Source organism: Sphingopyxis sp. (genome assembly GCF_035565275.1).
GTDB lineage: Bacteria > Pseudomonadota > Alphaproteobacteria > Sphingomonadales > Sphingomonadaceae > Sphingopyxis.
Window position 1 is genome coordinate 1 of record NZ_DATMST010000051.1, and the last position, 16479, is coordinate 16479.

Consider the following 16479-nt stretch of genomic DNA (forward strand, 5'->3'; position numbering starts at 1 on the left):
TGGGATGGCCCGGGCAGTTCAACCTCGATTTTCTCTGCTTTCTCGTCCTCTCTGCGCTTTGGACGGCTTGGCGGAATGGATTCAGTGCGATCGCCCTGCTCCTCGCGCTCATCGCCTTTTTCGGAGGCGCGGGTTTCCTGCGCCCTGCTCCTCGCGCTCATCGCCTTTTTCGGAGGCGCGGGTTTCCTGCTTCCCTACCTCGTCTTTCTCACAGTTCAGGAACGAGGAAACATGCCCCGGGTGCTGATCGGCGCGCGAACCCGAAGAGATGAGCCTTACTGCGGACGATGAGCGCGACGGCATTTCGCCGTCATCGAACGAACTGCGCTTCTCGCGGCGCCGCTTGGCCGATTGGAGACCGGCAGCTTTCGGAGCATAATTTCAAGAAGCGGCCATCCGCCAGCGTGAAACCTGCGCAAATAAGAAACCAGCTAGCAGATTTGTGCGCTGCAGCGTAAAGGCGCGATCATGAGGATCGCGATCATCGACACCAGCACGACGCGCGCCGCCATCATCTCCGACGGCCTGCGCGAGGCCGGCCTCGATGATCTCGTGCTCATTGATCCCGCTGGACCGCTCGTCGCACAGATCGAGGCGGCGACCCCCGAGGTCGTCCTCATCAACCTCGAGAACCCGAGCCGCGATCTGCTCGAAGATTTCTTCGCGATGTCGCGCGCGCTGGCGCGGCCGATAGCGATGTTCGTCGATCAGAGTGATACCGAGGCCACTTTCGCAGCGATCGACGCGGGCGTTTCCGCCTACGTCGTCGACGGTCTTTCGCAGCAGCGCATCAAGCCCATACTCGACCTTGCGGTTCGCCGCTTCCACGCCTTCTCGTCGCTGCAACGCGAGCTCGACGATGCCAAGAACGCCCTCGCCGAGCGTGCGGTGATCGACAGGGCCAAGGCGATCCTGATGAAACGGCGTCGGATCGACGAGCCCGAAGCCTATGCGTTGCTCCGCGGGCAGGCGATGAGCACCAACCGCCGCATTGCCGAGATTGCCGAAGCCATCGTGACGAGCGACGCGCTCTTGGGAGATATCGAATGAGCGCCGAGACCTTCCGTATCGGCTTCCTGCCGCTCGTCGATGCAGCCCTGCCGATCCTCGCGCACGAACTGGGCTTTGCCGCACGCGAAGGCATCAACATCGAACTGGTGCGCGACATGACCTGGGCAACGGTGCGAGACCGGCTGCTCTATGGCCACACCGACGCCGCGCACATGATCGCGCCGCTGGCGATCGCGACCGCGCTCGGCCGCGACCGGCCCGCAGTGCCGATGGCGGTGCCCTTTGTGCTGGGACTCAACGGAAACGCGGTGACCTTTTCGACCCAGCTCGCGCAGGATGTCGGACTTGGAGAAACGCTGGGCGACCCGACAGTTATCGGCGCGGCGCTGCAGCGCGTGGCAGCGGAACGGAAAATCGCCGGGAAGCCGCTGCGCTTCGGCGTCGTACATCGCTATTCCAGCCACAATTACATGCTTCGATACTGGCTCGCGGGTGTCGGAATCCGTCCCGATACCCATGTCGACATCGTCGTCACCAGCCCACCCTTCGCCGCCGATGCGCTCGCTGCAGGTGAGGTCGACGGAATCTGTGTCGGTGAACCATGGAATTCGATCGCGGTCGAACGCGGTGTTGGCCATATCGCGCTCGCAACCGCGCAAATCTGGCGCCGCGGCGTCGAAAAGGTGCTAGCGATGCGCGAAGCGGTCGTCGAGGAGCGGCGCGACGCCGTCGAGGCCCTGCTACGCGCGCTCCACGCCGCTGCCGCCCATTTCGTCGAACCCGGCACTGCGGACGAAAGCGCACGGATACTGGAGCGGCCGGAATATTTGGACGCCCCGCGTGACGCGGTTCTGCGCGCGATCACCGATCACATCCGCCTCGTGCCCGGCGGTGAACCGATCCATTATCCCGATTTCATGTTCCAACACCGCGAAGCAGCGAACTTCCCATGGCGCAGCCAGGCGGCGTGGCTCTATTCGCAGATGCTTCGTTGGGACCACATCCCCTATTCCGCCGCCGACGCCGCTACAGCGGCCGCAGTGTTCCGTCCCGACATCTATCGCGGGGCGCTGGCGGGATCAGGCGCGCCGCTCCCCGGCGCGAGTTCAAAGCTCGAGGGCGGGATCGACACGCCGCTCGGCGCGGGGTCAGTACAGGGCCGTCTTCTCCTCGGCAGCGACCGCTTTTTTGACGGGCGCGCCTTCGATCCCGACGATATACAGGGCTATCTCTCTGACCTTCCTTAGATTTTAGGCCCAGATAGAATTTATGCTGCACCTGCGAAATAACCGGTTGCGCGGATGTGGCGAATCAGGCAGTTTAATTGCACTCGGCAGGGCTGCCGGGGCAGGATAAAGCGGCGACGGCTCCAACGAGGGGGCTGGCCCGCGCGGCACACGGGGAGCCTTTCTCCGTAATCCAACAGGCAATGAAGCCGTCAGGATGCGCCCGCGTGGCCGCCGTCCTGGCGGCTTTTTTTATTGCCCGTCACAAAAAGGGGACGGACGATGACAACTGCAACCACGGGCGCCTCGGCACCCAAATCGAGTTTCTGGGCGAGCGGTCACTGGCCGACGCTTGTCGCCGCATTTCTCTATTTCGATCTCGCTTTCATGGTGTGGGTCATCCTCGGGCCGCTGGCGCCCGCAATCTCCGAAGACCTCGGGCTGTCCCCCGCGCAGAAAGGGCTGATGGTTGCCGTTCCGACGCTCGCCGGCGCCCTGCTGCGCGTCGTCAACGGGCTGCTCGTCGACCGCATCGGGCCGAAGCGTTCGGGCGCAATCAGCCAGCTGGTCGTGATCGCCGGACTGTTCACGGCCTGGTTTATGGGGGTTTACAGCTTTGCAGGCACGTTGGCGCTGGGGGTCATCCTCGGCTTCGCCGGCGCCAGCTTCGCGATCGCGCTGCCGCTTGCAAGCCGCTGGTATCCGCCCGAGCATCAGGGCAAGGCAATGGGCCTTGCCGGCATGGGCAATTCGGGAACCGTACTCGCGGCGCTCTTCGCGCCCGGTCTTGCCAAGGCGTTCGGCTGGAACGCGGTGCTCGGGCTGGCCTGTATACCGCTGACGATCGTTTTCTTCGTCTATCTCGCGATGGCGAAAGACGCACCGAACGCGCCCGCGCCGAAGAAGCTGGCTCATTATTTCGAGCCGCTCAAGACGGCCGACGCCTGGTGGCTGATGGCCTTTTACTCGGTGACCTTCGGCGGATTTGTCGGGCTCGCGGCTTCGCTGCCGATATATTTCACCGACCAGTTCCACCTTACCCCGGTGATGGCGGGTTATTGCACCGCGGCCTGCGTCTTCGCCGGATCGCTGGTGCGGCCGATGGGCGGCGCGCTTGCCGACTGGATCGGCGGCGTTCGCGCCCTGATGGCAGTATTCGTGGTTGCCGCGTTGGCGCTCGCGGGCGTGCCGCAGGCCGATACGCTGCCTGCTGCGCTCGGCCTTTTCGTCATCGCGATGCTCGCGCTTGGCACCGGTAATGGCTCGGTCTTCCAGCTCGTTCCGCAGCGCTTCTCGGCCGAGATCGGGGTGATGACCGGGCTCGTCGGAATGGCGGGCGGCGTCGGCGGCTTCTACCTCGCCTCCTCGCTCGGCTTCGCGAAACAGTGGAGCGGCAGCTTTGCTCCCGGCTTTTACATCTTTGCGGGACTTGCCGTGGTTGCGCTTGTCGCGCTTATCTTCGTCAAGGGTCAGTGGCGCGCGACCTGGGGTGCGGCTGAAGGCGTGCGGATCTAAAGCCATGACCCGCACCCTCATCATCCTGCTGGCGCTCGCGCCGGCCGGGGTGGCGCACGCCCAGGACGTCACCCTCAAGCCGCTCGGCGAAGCCCGGCTCCGCTACGAGAGCGTCGACCAGGACGGCCTCACCGCCGAGACCGACGCGCTCACCCTGCGCGTCCGTGCCGGGATCGAGGCGAAAGCCGGGCGCTGGTCGGTGCTCGTCGAAGGCCAGGGCAATCTCGCGATCGCCGATGAGTATTTCGACGGGCTCCACGGCGCCGCAACGCGGCCGCTCGTAGCCGATCCCGAAAATATCGCCCTCGCCCGCGCCCAGCTCCGCTACGCCTCGCCCGCCGTTGCAGTCACCGCGGGGAGGCAACGGATCGCGCTCGACGACGAACGCTTTGTCGGCGTGGTGTCGTTCCGCCAGAACGGGCAGAGCTTCGACGCGGTGCGCGCCGAGATCACGCCGATCAAGGGCATCAAGGCAGATGTCGCCTATGCGTGGAGCGTGCGCACCATCTGGGGCATCGACGGCACCGGGGCGCGGCAACAGGCGGTGTCGGGCGACAATGTCTTCGCCAACCTGAGCGCGCAAACCCCGATCGGCAAGTTTTCGACCTTTGCCTATCTGGTCGATCAGGACGAGGCGGCGATGCAGGGCTTCCGCCTGTCGAGCCAGAGCTATGGCGTCCGGCTCGACGGGAGCCAGCCACTCGGCAAGGCGAGGGTCGCCTGGCAGCTGAGCTACGCGCGCCAGTCCGACTGGCACCGCAACCCCAACGACTATTCGGCGGATTACTATCTCGCCGACGTCGCGGTCGATTTTGGAGGCCCCCGGATCGGCGTCGGGTACGAGATACTCGGCGCCGGCGATGGCAGGGCGCTCGCCAGCTTCCAGACGCCGCTCGCCACGGCATTCAAATTTCAAGGCTGGGCCGACAAATTCCTCACCACACCGCCCGACGGCGTGCGCGACCTGTATGCAAGCGCGGCGTGGAGTTGGAAAGCCGTCGGCGCATTTCAGGCGGTGACGCTGCAAGCGATCTATCACGATTATCGCAGCGATCGCGCCTCGCGCTCTTACGGCGACGAGCTCAATCTTCTCGCGAGCGCGAAGCTCGGCAAATTCACAGGCTCGGCGCGCTTCGCGCGCTACCGCGCCGACACCCTCGCCACCGACACCGATAAATATTGGCTACAACTGGATTGGACGCTTTGATGGAACATTGCCCGCTCAAACCCGAGGGCGACACGCGCGACCATCTCGTCGTGATCGGCAACGGCATGGCCGGTTGCCGCGCGGTCGAGGAGCTGCTGGCGCGCGATCCGGCACGTTACCGTGTGACAATCTTTGGCGCCGAACCGCGGGTCAATTACAACCGCATCATGCTCTCCCCCGTGCTCGCGGGCGAAAAATGCTTCGACGATATCGTGATCAACGACGCGGACTGGTATGCGGCGAACGGCATCGCGCTCGTCGCCGGCGACCCGGTAGTCGCGATAGACCGCGCCGCAAAAACGGTGACGACGCGCGGGGGCGTAACCGAAGGCTATGACCGGCTGCTGATCGCAACCGGCTCCGATCCCTTCATCATTCCGGTCCCCGGCAAGGACCTGCCCGGCGTGATCGCATTTCGCGATATGGACGATGTCGACACGATGCTCGCGGCGGCCGACGCCGGCGGTGACGCGGTGGTGATCGGCGGCGGGCTGCTCGGGCTCGAGGCGGCGCACGGCCTTTCGCTCCGCGGCATGAAGGTCACCGTTATCCACCTGATGCCCACGCTGATGGAGCGCCAGCTCGACGAGGCAGCGGGCTGGCTGCTCAAGCAGGCATTGGAAGGCCGCGGCCAGACGATCCTGACCGGCGCCGACACCGCCGAAATCGTCGGCAACGGCAAGGTCGAGGGTGTGAAGCTCAAGGACGGAACGCTGATCCCCGCCAGCCTCGTCGTGATGGCGGTCGGTATCCGCCCCTCGGTCGCGCTTGCCCGCGACGCCGGGCTCGCGGTCGGGCGCGGCATCCAGGTAGACGACCATATGGTCACCAGCGACCCCGCGGTGCTCGCGGTCGGCGAATGCGTCGAGCATGACGGGCAGGTCTACGGCCTTGTTGCGCCGCTGTGGGACATGTGCCGCAGCCTTGCCGACGGGCTCGTCGAACAGCCGACAGGATATCGCGGCTCGGTCACCTCAACCAAGCTCAAGGTGTCGGGGATCGATGTGTTTTCGGCGGGCGATTTTTCGGGCGGAGACGGGTGCGAGGATATCGTGCTGCGCGACGCGAGCCGCGGCGTCTATAAGCGGGTGATCGTCCGAGACGACCGCATCGTCGGCGCGGTGCTCTATGGCGATACCGCGGATGGCAACTGGTATTTCGATCTGCTCAAGAAGCAGGAAGACGTGTCGCAACTGCGCGACCTGCTGATCTTCGGCCAGGCCTTCGCCGCGGGAGGCGGCGCGGCGGACCCTAAGGCGGCCGTTGCGGCGCTTTCCGACGATGCGGAAATCTGCGGCTGCAACGGCGTCACCAAGGGCCAGGTCGTCTCGTGCATCGTCAAGGGCGCACGCAGCCTCGACGCGGTGCGCGGCACGTGCAAGGCGTCGGCGAGTTGTGGGAGCTGTACCGGCGTCGTCGAAAATCTGCTCGCGCTGACACTTGGCGACGATGTCCAGTCGGGCCCGAAGACGATGTGCAAATGCACGAGCTTCGGCCATGACGACGTCCGCCGCGAAATTGTCGCGCAGGCCATGCGCTCTATTCCCGAAGTAATGCAGAAGCTGCACTGGACGACCCCCGACGGCTGCTCGTCGTGTCGCCCGGCGCTCAATTATTATCTGCTCTGCGCGCTGCCCGGCGACTATGTCGACGACCAGCAGAGCCGCTTCGTCAACGAGCGGATGCACGCCAATATCCAGAAGGACGGCACTTACTCTGTCGTCCCCCGCATGTGGGGCGGGCTCACCAACCCGACCGAGCTGCGCGCGATCGCCGATGTCGTCGAGAAGTTCAATGCGCCGATGGTCAAGGTCACCGGCGGCCAGCGGCTCGACATCTTCGGTATCAAGAAGGAGGATTTGCCTGCGGTCTGGGCCGACCTCAATGCCGCCGGGATGGTGTCGGGGCACGCCTATGGCAAGTCGCTGCGCACGGTGAAGACCTGCGTCGGGTCCGAATGGTGCCGCTTCGGCACGCAGGATTCAACGGGTCTGGGCGTCAAGGTCGAGCGGATGAGCTGGGGCAGCTGGATGCCGCACAAGTTCAAGATCGCCGTGTCGGGCTGCCCGCGCAACTGCGCCGAGGCGACGATCAAGGATTTCGGCATCGTCTGCGTCGACAGCGGGTACGAACTCCACGTCGGCGGTAACGGCGGCATCCATGTGCGCGCCACCGACCTGCTCTGCAAGGTCGCGACCGAGCAGGAGGCGATGGATACTTGCGCCGCCTTCATCCAGCTCTACCGCGAGGAGGGGCGCTATCTGGAACGCACCGCGCCGTGGATCGAGCGCGTCGGGGTCGAATATGTGAAGAGGCGGATCGTCGACGACGCAGCGGGCCGCGAGGCGCTCCGCGCACGCTTCCTCTATTCGCAAAGCTTCAGCCAGGACGATCCCTGGGCGCAGCGCGCCGATGGCGCCGAGGCCGAACATCACGCACCGATGGCGCGCTTCATCCCGCAGGAACGTGCATTTTTGGAGGAGATGGGGGCATGACGACCGCTGAATGGCTCGACATTGGCTGGGTTGATCAGATTCCGGTGCGCGGCAGCCGTACCGTGCAGGTCGAAGGCGGCGACGATATCGCGGTGTTCCGCACCGCCGAGGGCAAGGTCTTTGCCCTCCTGGACCGCTGTCCACACAAGCATGGGCGCCTGAGCCAAGGCATCGTTCATGGCGGCGCGGTCGCCTGCCCGCTCCACAACTGGCGGATCAGCCTGTCGACCGGCGAAGCGCTCGGCGAGGACAAGGGCTGCACCCCCACCGTCCCGGTCAAGATCGACGGCGGCCGTGTCCTCATCTGCCGCGCGAGCACGCTGAAGGCGGCCGCCTGATGGCGGACTCGGTCCGCACCACTTGCGCCTATTGCGGCGTCGGCTGCGGCATCCTCGCGACAGTGACAGGTAAACGGGCGGTAGAGATCGCGGGCGATCCCGATCATCCCGCGAACCGCGGAAGGCTGTGCTCGAAGGGCACGCATCTGGGCGAAACCGTCGGTCTCGAAGGCCGCCTGCTGCACCCGATGATCGGCAACAGGCGCGCGAGCTGGGACAAGGCACTAGACCTCGTGGCCAAGCGCTTCAAGGAGACGATCGCGCGTCACGGCCCGAACAGCGTCGCCTTCTATGTTTCGGGCCAGCTCCTCACCGAGGATTATTACGTCGCGAACAAGCTGATGAAGGGCTTCATTGGCACCGCGAACATCGACACCAACTCGCGGCTCTGCATGTCGAGCGCCGTCGCGGGGCACACCCGCGCGTTCGGCGAGGATGTCGTTCCCGCGACCTATGACGATCTCGAAGCCGCCGACCTGTTCGTCCTCGTCGGATCGAACACCGCCTGGTGTCATCCGATCGTCTATCAGCGCATCCGCGCGCGCTGCGAGGCGGGCGCGAAGCTGGTCGTCATCGACCCGCGGCGGACCGAGACCGCCGAGGAAGCCGATATCCACCTCGCGATCCGCCCCGGCAGCGACGTCGCGCTCATGAACGGCCTGCTTGAGCACTGCCGCGAAGCCGGCGTGGTCGACGAGGCCTATCTCGCCGCGCATGTCGCGGTTCCGCAGAATTTCTGGAACGAGCTTGGAGAGGGGAACGACCTGTGGTCGGTGGCACGGACATGTGAAGTGCCGGCTGCCGACCTCAGGCGTTTCTATGAGCTGTTCGCTGCCACGCCGCGCACCGTCACGCTGTTCAGTCAGGGCGTCAATCAGGCGACCGCCGGCACCGATCAGGTCAATGCGATCCTAAACGTCCATCTCGCGACGGGGCGCATCGGCAAGACCGGCGCCGCGCCCTTCTCAATCACCGGCCAGCCCAATGCCATGGGCGGCCGCGAGGTCGGCGGACTCGCCTCGACCCTCGCCGCGCATATGGATTTCGCGCCCGACAACCGCGATCGCGTCCAGCGTTTCTGGGCGTCGCCGACGATGGCGGAGAAACCAGGCCTCAAGGCCGTCGACCTGTTCCGTGGCGTCGGCGAAGGCCGGATCAAGGCCTTGTGGGTGATGGCGACCAACCCCGCCGTATCTATGCCCGACGGCAATGCGGTGCGCGAGGCGCTGAAGTCCTGCCCCTTCGTCGTCGTCAGCGACGTGATCGAAAAGACTGACACCGGCGCCTTCGCGCATGTCCGGCTGCCCGCCGCAGCCTGGGGCGAGAAGGATGGTACCGTGACCAATAGCGATCGCACGATCAGCCGCCAGCGCGCACTCTTCCCTCTCCCCGGCGAGGCGATGCCCGACTGGTGGATCGTCAAGGAGATCGGGCGGCGGATGGGGTGGAAAACCGCCTTCGCCTACGACCGCCCCGCTGACATCTGGCGCGAGCATTGCCGGCTTTCGAATTACGATAACGACGGTGCCCGACTGTTCGCGCTGCCGGGCGCAGCGCTGGGCGGCAACGGCGCCTATGACGCGATGGAGCCGTTTCGCTGGGGCGGCGACCATCCTTTCGCCGACGGGCGTTTTTCGACCGAGGACCACCGCGCGCGCCTCGTCTCCGTCGTGCAAAAGGTCCTTCCCGAACCGCTCGCCAAATGGCCGCTGACGCTCAACACGGGGCGCTACCGCGACCAATGGCACACGATGACGCGCACCGGCTTGGCCCCCAAGCTCGCGCGCCACCGCGAGGAGCCGCTCGTCGAGATCCACCCTGATGATGGCGCGCGTCTGGGACTCGCCGACGGCGACCTCGCACGCGTCGAAACCCCGCAGGGCGACAGCCTCTACCGCGTCGCCTTCCACGCCGGCCAGCGCCCCGGCGAGCTATTCGTACCGATACACTGGTCCGACCGCACGTCGAGCGGCGGGCGAACCGGGCTGCTTCCGCGCCCGCTCGTCGACCCCGTGTCGGGCCAGCCGGGCTTCAAGCGCACCCCGGCGTCGATCGCCGCCGTCACCCCCAAATGGCGCGGCTTCCTGCTCCTGGCCAGCGAGCTTGCCGACACGCCGCGCTGTCTATGGGCGACGCGCGTCGCGGTGCCGTCCGGGGTCCTTTGGGAGCTCGCGGGCAATGGCGACCTCAAAGCCATCGAAGCCCTGCTCCCCAAGGGCGAGCGCATCGAGGCGCAGGATGCGGCCCGGGGCACGCGCCGCGTCGCCATCGTCGCGAACGATCGCCTCACGGGCGCACTCTTCGTCACCGAAAGCGGCGAACTGCCACCGCGCGACTGGCTGATCGCGCAACTGGCTGCACCGACGGTCGCGCCGACGCTGCTCGCAGGCCGAGCGCCCGGCATACAGGCCGACCGCGGCCCGGTCATCTGCGTCTGCTTCGACGTCGGCCTGAAATCGATCACCGCCGCGATCCGCGACCAGAAGCTAGCCGACGTCGCGGCTATCGGCGCGGCGCTGGGCGCAGGTACCAACTGCGGCTCATGCCGCCCTGCGCTCGGGCGGATTCTCAGCGAGGAGACCAGCAATGCAGCCTGACGATTTTGCCCCCGGCACGGTGTGGCTGGTCGGCGCCGGCCCCGGCGATCCCGAACTGCTGGCGATGAAAGCTGTAAGATTGATCGAGCGGGCCGACATCGTCCTTTATGATGCACTGGTCGGCGATGGCGTGCTCGCGCTGATCCCGCCCGGCGTGCAGCGCCAGAGCGTCGGCAAACGCTCGGGCCGCCACTCCAAGGATCAGACGACCATCAACGCGCTGCTCGTCGCCGCCGCGCGCGCGGGCAAGCGCGTCGTGCGCCTCAAGGGCGGCGACCCGGTCCTCTTCGGCCGGGCGACCGAGGAAATCAAGGCCCTGCACGATGCAGGCTTTTCCGTCCGCATCTGCCCAGGCATCACTGCCGCGAGCGCTGCCGCCGCGTCGGCCGGCATGTCGCTCTCACTTCGCGGCGTCGCGCGCGACGTCCGATTTGTGACGGCGCACAGCAAGCGCGGCGCAGCGCTCGACGTCGACTGGACATCGCTCGCGCAGGACGGCTCGACGCTCGCCTTCTACATGGGGCGCGAGGCAGCGGGCGAGATTATGCGCGGCCTTATGCGGGCCGGAATGTCCGGCGACATGCCGGTGATGATCGCGTGCCACGTCAGCGCCCCCGAGGAACGACGACTGGCGACGCGGCTCGATCTGCTCGACCTTGCCGTCAAATCCTTCGCCGCCGATGCGCCGACGCTGATCCTCATTGGCGCGGCCGTTGGCTTGGCGGAGCTCACGCCTGCAGGTGTCGAGAATATGGCGCGGACGGAGCATGACTAAACTCGGCACCCTGACCGATGCCACCGAATGCGCCGCCTCGATCAGCTACGACACGGCGTTGGCGATTCTGGCGGCCCTTGCCACGCCGCTCGATGCGATCAGCCTTTCGCTAACCGATGCGGGCGGATGCTATCTTGCCAAGCCCGTCCATGCCCGTCTCGATTCCCCCCGCTTCGATTGCGCGGCAATGGACGGCTACGCGGTTCGCGCCAGCGATCTCGAAAATGGATCCTCGACGCTGACTCAAGTCGGTACCAGCTACGCCGGCAGCAGCGACGCCGGCGAGATCGGCCCCGGTCAAACGATGCGCGTGATGACCGGCGCTCCGCTCCCCCACGGTGCCGACCGCGTCGTCATGATCGAATATTGCCGCCAGATCGGTTCCGAGGTGACGATCGCCGCCCCGCCACGCGGAAAACCGCACATAAGGCGACGGGGCTCGGACTTTGCGCGGGGACAACAGCTCCTGCCGCCCTGCACGAAAATCACGCCCGCAACGGTGTTAGTTGCGGCCGCAGGCGATCATGGCCAGCTCAGCGTCACGCGGCGCCCACGCATTCAGCTTCTCGCGACGGGAGACGAGATTTTCGTCCCCGGCTCAGCGGCCGCGGCGGCATTTCCTATCCCGGACAGCCTGACCGCCGCGATTGATCTCATGTGTCGATCGGCGGGCGCAGAGGTCGTTTCGAAGGCCAGACTTTCCGACGATCCTAAAGCTATCGCGAGCGCCAAACAGGCCGCGGAAGCCGATATCATTGTCGTCGTCGGCGGCGCGTCGCGCGGCGATCGCGATTTCGGCCGGGGCGCCTTCGCTCCGCTCGGGCTCAAAATCGCATTTGCCGACGTCGATATGAAACCCGGAAAACCGGTGTGGTATGGAACGGCCGGAGCCGCCCATATTCTCGGGCTGCCAGGAAATCCGGCAGCGGCGCTGACGATTGCGCGCCTATTCCTCGTGCCGCTCATCACGCGGCTCATGGGCGGCGACCTTACCGACGCACTGCCTTGGCAGCTTATCCCCGCCACTGCACCGATCGAGGCCAACGGCGCGCGCGAGGCTTTCCTATGCGCGGCAACATCCTTTCACGGCGTCACCGTCGGCGACCGGCAGGACGCATCGGGACAAGCGCGGCTGGCGCATAGCAACGCACTGGTGCGGCGCCGCGCCCGCGCCGCGCCCGTCCTTCCCGGCATGCTCGTGCCCACGCTGCCACTATGCTGCTAGCTTTGCTCGCGCGCAGATTTGCGCACCCCCTTACTCGGATCTCGGCGCAAGTAACCGCCGACCCTGACAGTCCCCGCACCTCAGAGACGGTCCTACGCGACATCGCACAGAGGATTTCTGCCGGCGGCGCGGACAAGATGAGTAATACTGACATCCTGATATGGAACACGGCAGTCGTGGTAAGCTTCATGACCGGAGATCGCAGGATTGCGGTGCCAACCGACGCGAGCGTCCTGAACTGGGGCGCGGCTCGGGCCGGGTTTCGCGAGATGGGGCTACCGGACCTTGCCGAGTTTGTCCGGTTGTTCGTCCTCGAACTTGCCTATCGCGCGGACCTCGACGGGCGAGACGGGGAAGCAAACTCGGCTTCGCTCCTCCGGATCGCAGAACTCAAGAAGAGATTTCAGGCAGTCGAGGCTGAAGTCGACTTCCCCCTTGAGCTAAGCAGGATGATCGAGCGTCGGCGCGGTACTTAGGAAGCCATCGCTCGCATGATCCGAGTTCGGCCGATTGCCGTCAGGCAGCTTTTCGGTACCAATCGCATATAGCGGCCATTCGTCGCTCGCGCGTCAATCCGTCTGAGCGGAGTCCGATCGCAAAAAATCTCTTGAAAGCGATTTTCCGCTTCCTAACTTTTTATCGCCGGGTGCCGAAGCCGGGCCCGGTGGGTCAAATGAGAGCGCCGGCTCTCTCCGGCGTTTCTCACGCCCAAATTGCTCAATTTTGGAGGATTTGGAAAATGAGAAGCAGTTTTGATTTTGCGCCCTATCGGCGCTCCACGGTTGGCTTTGATCGCTTGTTCGATCTCCTCGAGACCGATCTTCGCGGCGACGCCGGCGAAGGCTATCCGCCTTTCGATCTTTCGCGACAGGGCGAGGACAGTTACCGCATCACGCTTGCGGTGGCGGGCTTCCGTCCCGGGGATATCGAGGTGGTGGCCCAGCAGAACCAACTCATCATCAGCGGCAAGCGCGGCGAGGATAATGACGAGGGGCAGTATCTACACCGCGGCATTGCGGCCCGCGCCTTCGAACGGCGCTTCCAGCTTGCCGACTATGTCGAAGTCGCCTCCGCCGACTTCGATAATGGTTTGCTGAAAATCGATCTGCGGCGCGTCGTCCCCGAGGCAATGAAGCCGCGCAAGATCGAGATCGGCGGCAGTTCCCCTGCCAATGATCGCCTGGAAGCGCCGAAGAAGAAAGACCTCGAAGCGGCCTGATCGGGGCACCGGCTCGCCGCCCGCAGCGGCGGCGAGCCACGCTGAAACTCTCTAGCCAGAAAGGAGATGCTATCATGGCTATTCGTGATCTGATCCCCTGGAGCCGGCAGGAGAACCGGCTCCCTGTTCCGGTGAGCGCCGAACGTGAACGGGGCGATCATCCGCTTGTGTCGCTTCACCGCGACGTCAATCGCCTGTTCGACGATGTCTTCCGCGGGTTCGGTATGCCGACGTTCGGTGGCTTCAGCCGCGAGCCGTCGTGGCCGAACCTCGAGTTCGGCGAGACCGACACCGAAGTTCGGGTGATTGCCGAGCTTCCCGGTCTTGATGAGAAGGATGTCGAGATCACCGTCGAGGAAGGCGTTCTGACGCTCCGCGGCGAGAAGAAGTCCGAGGTCGAGGACAAGGACCGCGGCTACACCGAACGCAGCTACGGCCGCTTCGAACGGCGGATCGGCCTGCCGCGCGGTGTCGAACGCGACAAGGCGAGCGCGACGTTCCAGAATGGCGTGCTCACCATCACCCTGCCCAAGTCGGAGGCGGTGAACGAGAACGTCCGCCGCATTCCGGTCAATGCGCGGGCGGCTTGACGGGCAGGCCCGGGACTTCGGTCCCGGGCCGAGCCTGCCGGGCGCCACAGTACAAGTCGTGCCGGCGGTGGCAGCCAACGATAATCAATGGCCAGCCGAACATCGCATTTGCGCGCTGCCGCCCGACGCCCGGGCGATTATCGAGCCTCTGCCCATCGGCACCAACCGTGCGGGCCGCGCGCAGGCGAGCCGGTGGCGATTGCGTTTTGCTCCGCGCTGGCGTCCCAGAGCGGATCCTCTCACCGGCTGGGCCGGAGGTGGCGATCCGCTAGCGCAAGTGCAGCTTCGGTTTGCGACCCCCGGTGCCGCCGAGCGCTATTGCCGGAGCGAAGGCATCCCGTTCGAGATCCGGGACCCCGCCGGGAAACGCAGGTCAGATTTGCCCTGCCTGATCGGCGAAGCCCCGCCCCGGCTTTGCTGCTCGCCAACCGGTCCGCACGCGCTCTGCTGCGGCAATTATCCGATCGGCGCGCAGGGTAAGGAGCGACTCAACTCGGACCCGCCGAGTCATTCTGCGTTCAGTTTCGCCGGATAGATTTCCGTTTCCACCATCAACACAGGAGGACGATTGACGCGTAAAATCCGTACGGCCGTCTTCGCCAGCATCGCGGCGTTGGCAGCCGCAGGCACGGCGGTAGCGGCAACCGCAGATACCCGGGTGATGAAAGTCGGCCTGCCCGACGGTTCGGTCGCCCGGATCGAATATCAAGGCGAAGTCGCACCGAAGGTGACCGTGGTACCGGCGGTGAAGCTCATTCCGGTCCAGTGGACCGATCCTTTCGAAGCCGCCCCCTTCGCCATGTTCGACCGGATCGCAGCGGCAATGCACCGGCAAACCGAGATGATGATGCAGCAGGTGCATACGCTGCAGCGCGAACCGAACGCGCTTGGCATGATGAACCTTGCCGGCTTCGGCTCGCTACCCGCGGGGACGGTGAGTTATCGCTTCTCTTCCACCAGCATCGGCAATGGAACATGCAGCCGCAGCGTTCAGGTCACCTCCCTCGGGGCGGGGCAGCAGCCCAAGGTCATGTCCAAGAGTTCGGGCGACTGCGGCCACGCGGCCAAGGCGCCGGGCGGCGAAGCGAGTGCGGCCGAGAATGTCGGCAAACCCCTGCAAACGACATGACCGTCGGGGAGCGGCGCCTGCGCGCCGCTCCCTTTCAGTCGTCGTTTAGCGCACGAAAGCGTTCAGCGACTGATGCTGCGACACAGGTCGTAGAGCTTTCGCACCTTGGGATGGTTCACGCCATATTCGCTGCGGAACCGCGCTTTATTTGAACAAGCGGCAACCTGTTGCGGTGTCGCGCGGCGTGCGCGATCATTCCGGTGCGCCGGGCCGTTCCCCATTGTCGATTTCAGGACCATGTCCTGGCGCACCACATCGGCGTGCCGCTCCAGCTGATCGGTGGGGAGATCCTGAGCGGCGACGGGCGCCGTGAAGATCAGTGCGGCGAGGACCGCCCATCGCTTGGTAGTCACACCTATCCCTGCATCCATGCAACATATAGCCCGAGAGGTGCGGTGAGTAATCGCCACGCCTTCCAGTGGTGCGATCTCAGCGCCGAACCGTTGGCGCGGGCGGTGCGCCGACGGGCAACGGCGCCGCCGGCTGGCGGCGCTGGCGTGCAAGTATGTCCTGCCGCTGCGCCTCGCTCATCACGCGCCCCGCGATAAAAAAGCGCTTTGGCGTGCGACAGGGCTCTGGCACCGATTCGGTGACATTGCTCAGAGCCCCTGCCCTGTAGCCGCCGCTCAGCGCGATTTCGTCGCCGACATGGACGGCATTCCCCGTCGTGCTGTCTGTGATGCGGGTACGACCGTCGGGCGTCCTCTCTATGCCGGTATCGTGGTGCCAGACGATGATCGGGCCTTCGTCGCTGTCGCCCCGTAGGCATCCGTGAGGATCGAGGTGCAGCCGCCCCATGAAAAGCGCCTGCATCGTCATTTCGGTGCGTATGGTCTGCCGGATCAGCACGGGTAGCGGCGCCGCACCGCTCGCCTGCGCGCTGACCGGAGAGACACGCGCTGTCGATGCACAGGCCGGCAAGCCCAGAATCGCCAGGACCAGAACCGCGTGATGCGAACAGATTTTCATGAAATCCTCCTTTGCCCGGCTCCCCGGCAGGCCAGCGCCTCGCATTGGCATCGCGCAGATTGTCAGAGCCTGAACGCCGGGGATAACAAGATTGCGAAGGACGCGTTCACCGGCTTCGCCGGTTGCAGGTGAGAACGACTTAGCGGTACCAGCAAAAGCTCCAAAGATCGCGTAGTCGCAACT

General features: G+C 65.4%; 16 protein-coding genes. 14 read left to right on the forward strand and 2 right to left on the reverse strand.

Annotated features, from left to right (window positions below):
- Positions 1-468: 468 nt before the first annotated feature.
- The 14 genes from VN047_RS03335 to VN047_RS03395 all read left to right on the forward strand — a co-directional run bounded on the left by VN047_RS03335 (position 469) and on the right by VN047_RS03395 (position 15327).
- Entirely contained in the window at positions 469-1050 is a 582-nt protein-coding gene (locus tag VN047_RS03335; protein ID WP_054587458.1) for an ANTAR domain-containing response regulator, read from the forward strand.
- Positions 1047-2258, forward strand: a complete 1212-nt coding sequence (locus VN047_RS03340) for a CmpA/NrtA family ABC transporter substrate-binding protein (protein ID WP_136172891.1) — start codon at positions 1047-1049, stop codon at positions 2256-2258. The genes VN047_RS03335 and VN047_RS03340 overlap by 4 nt, the downstream gene beginning before the upstream one ends.
- Before the next feature lie 261 nt (positions 2259-2519).
- Positions 2520-3752 carry a nitrate/nitrite transporter gene (locus tag VN047_RS03345; protein WP_054587456.1) on the forward strand — a complete coding sequence of 411 codons (1233 nt, stop codon included), beginning with the start codon at positions 2520-2522 and terminating at the stop codon, positions 3750-3752.
- Between the two features lie 4 nt (positions 3753-3756).
- On the forward strand, positions 3757-4959 hold the full coding sequence (locus VN047_RS03350; protein WP_054587455.1) for a hypothetical protein: 1203 nt from the start codon (positions 3757-3759) through the stop codon (positions 4957-4959).
- The gene (gene nirB, locus VN047_RS03355) at positions 4959-7454 is read left to right on the forward strand and encodes a nitrite reductase large subunit NirB (protein ID WP_325540013.1); all 2496 of its coding nucleotides are present in this window, start codon (positions 4959-4961) and stop codon (positions 7452-7454) included. Before VN047_RS03350 ends, nirB begins: the two co-directional genes overlap by 1 nt.
- A complete protein-coding gene (gene nirD, locus VN047_RS03360) occupies positions 7451-7792 on the forward strand; it encodes a nitrite reductase small subunit NirD (RefSeq protein WP_054587453.1) in 342 nt (113 codons plus the stop codon). Before nirB ends, nirD begins: the two co-directional genes overlap by 4 nt.
- Complete coding sequence (locus tag VN047_RS03365) at positions 7792-10389, forward strand: nitrate reductase (protein ID WP_136176255.1); 2598 nt, start codon at positions 7792-7794, stop codon at positions 10387-10389. The genes nirD and VN047_RS03365 overlap by 1 nt, the downstream gene beginning before the upstream one ends.
- Positions 10379-11164 (forward strand): uroporphyrinogen-III C-methyltransferase, encoded by a 786-nt coding sequence (gene cobA, locus VN047_RS03370; protein ID WP_054587451.1) that lies wholly within the window; start codon positions 10379-10381, stop codon positions 11162-11164. The genes VN047_RS03365 and cobA overlap by 11 nt, the downstream gene beginning before the upstream one ends.
- Complete coding sequence (locus VN047_RS03375; RefSeq protein WP_136176254.1) at positions 11157-12389, forward strand: molybdopterin molybdotransferase MoeA; 1233 nt, start codon at positions 11157-11159, stop codon at positions 12387-12389. The genes cobA and VN047_RS03375 overlap by 8 nt, the downstream gene beginning before the upstream one ends.
- A complete protein-coding gene (locus tag VN047_RS03380; RefSeq protein WP_325540021.1) occupies positions 12380-12865 on the forward strand; it encodes a hypothetical protein in 486 nt (161 codons plus the stop codon). The genes VN047_RS03375 and VN047_RS03380 overlap by 10 nt, the downstream gene beginning before the upstream one ends.
- Before the next feature lie 263 nt (positions 12866-13128).
- Entirely contained in the window at positions 13129-13608 is a 480-nt protein-coding gene (locus VN047_RS03385; protein ID WP_054727968.1) for an Hsp20 family protein, read from the forward strand.
- A gap of 74 nt (positions 13609-13682) precedes the next feature.
- Positions 13683-14198: an Hsp20/alpha crystallin family protein gene (locus tag VN047_RS03390; RefSeq protein ID WP_192648836.1), complete on the forward strand. Its 516-nt coding sequence runs from the start codon at positions 13683-13685 to the stop codon at positions 14196-14198.
- Positions 14182-14733 carry an NADH dehydrogenase ubiquinone Fe-S protein 4 gene (locus tag VN047_RS22700; RefSeq protein WP_082395595.1) on the forward strand — a complete coding sequence of 184 codons (552 nt, stop codon included), beginning with the start codon at positions 14182-14184 and terminating at the stop codon, positions 14731-14733. Before VN047_RS03390 ends, VN047_RS22700 begins: the two co-directional genes overlap by 17 nt.
- A gap of 33 nt (positions 14734-14766) precedes the next feature.
- Positions 14767-15327, forward strand: coding sequence for a hypothetical protein (locus VN047_RS03395; protein WP_325540024.1), 561 nt, complete (start codon positions 14767-14769; stop codon positions 15325-15327).
- Positions 15328-15389: 62 nt separating this feature from the next.
- Here the strand turns inward: VN047_RS03395 and VN047_RS03400 are convergent, their stop codons facing one another.
- Both VN047_RS03400 and VN047_RS03405 read right to left on the reverse strand, forming a co-directional pair.
- On the reverse strand, positions 15390-15680 hold the full coding sequence (locus VN047_RS03400) for a hypothetical protein (protein ID WP_325540026.1): 291 nt from the start codon (positions 15678-15680) through the stop codon (positions 15390-15392).
- 76 nt (positions 15681-15756) lie between these two features.
- Positions 15757-16479: hypothetical protein (locus tag VN047_RS03405; RefSeq protein WP_325540028.1), on the reverse strand; the 723-nt coding region annotated here is incomplete at its 5' end.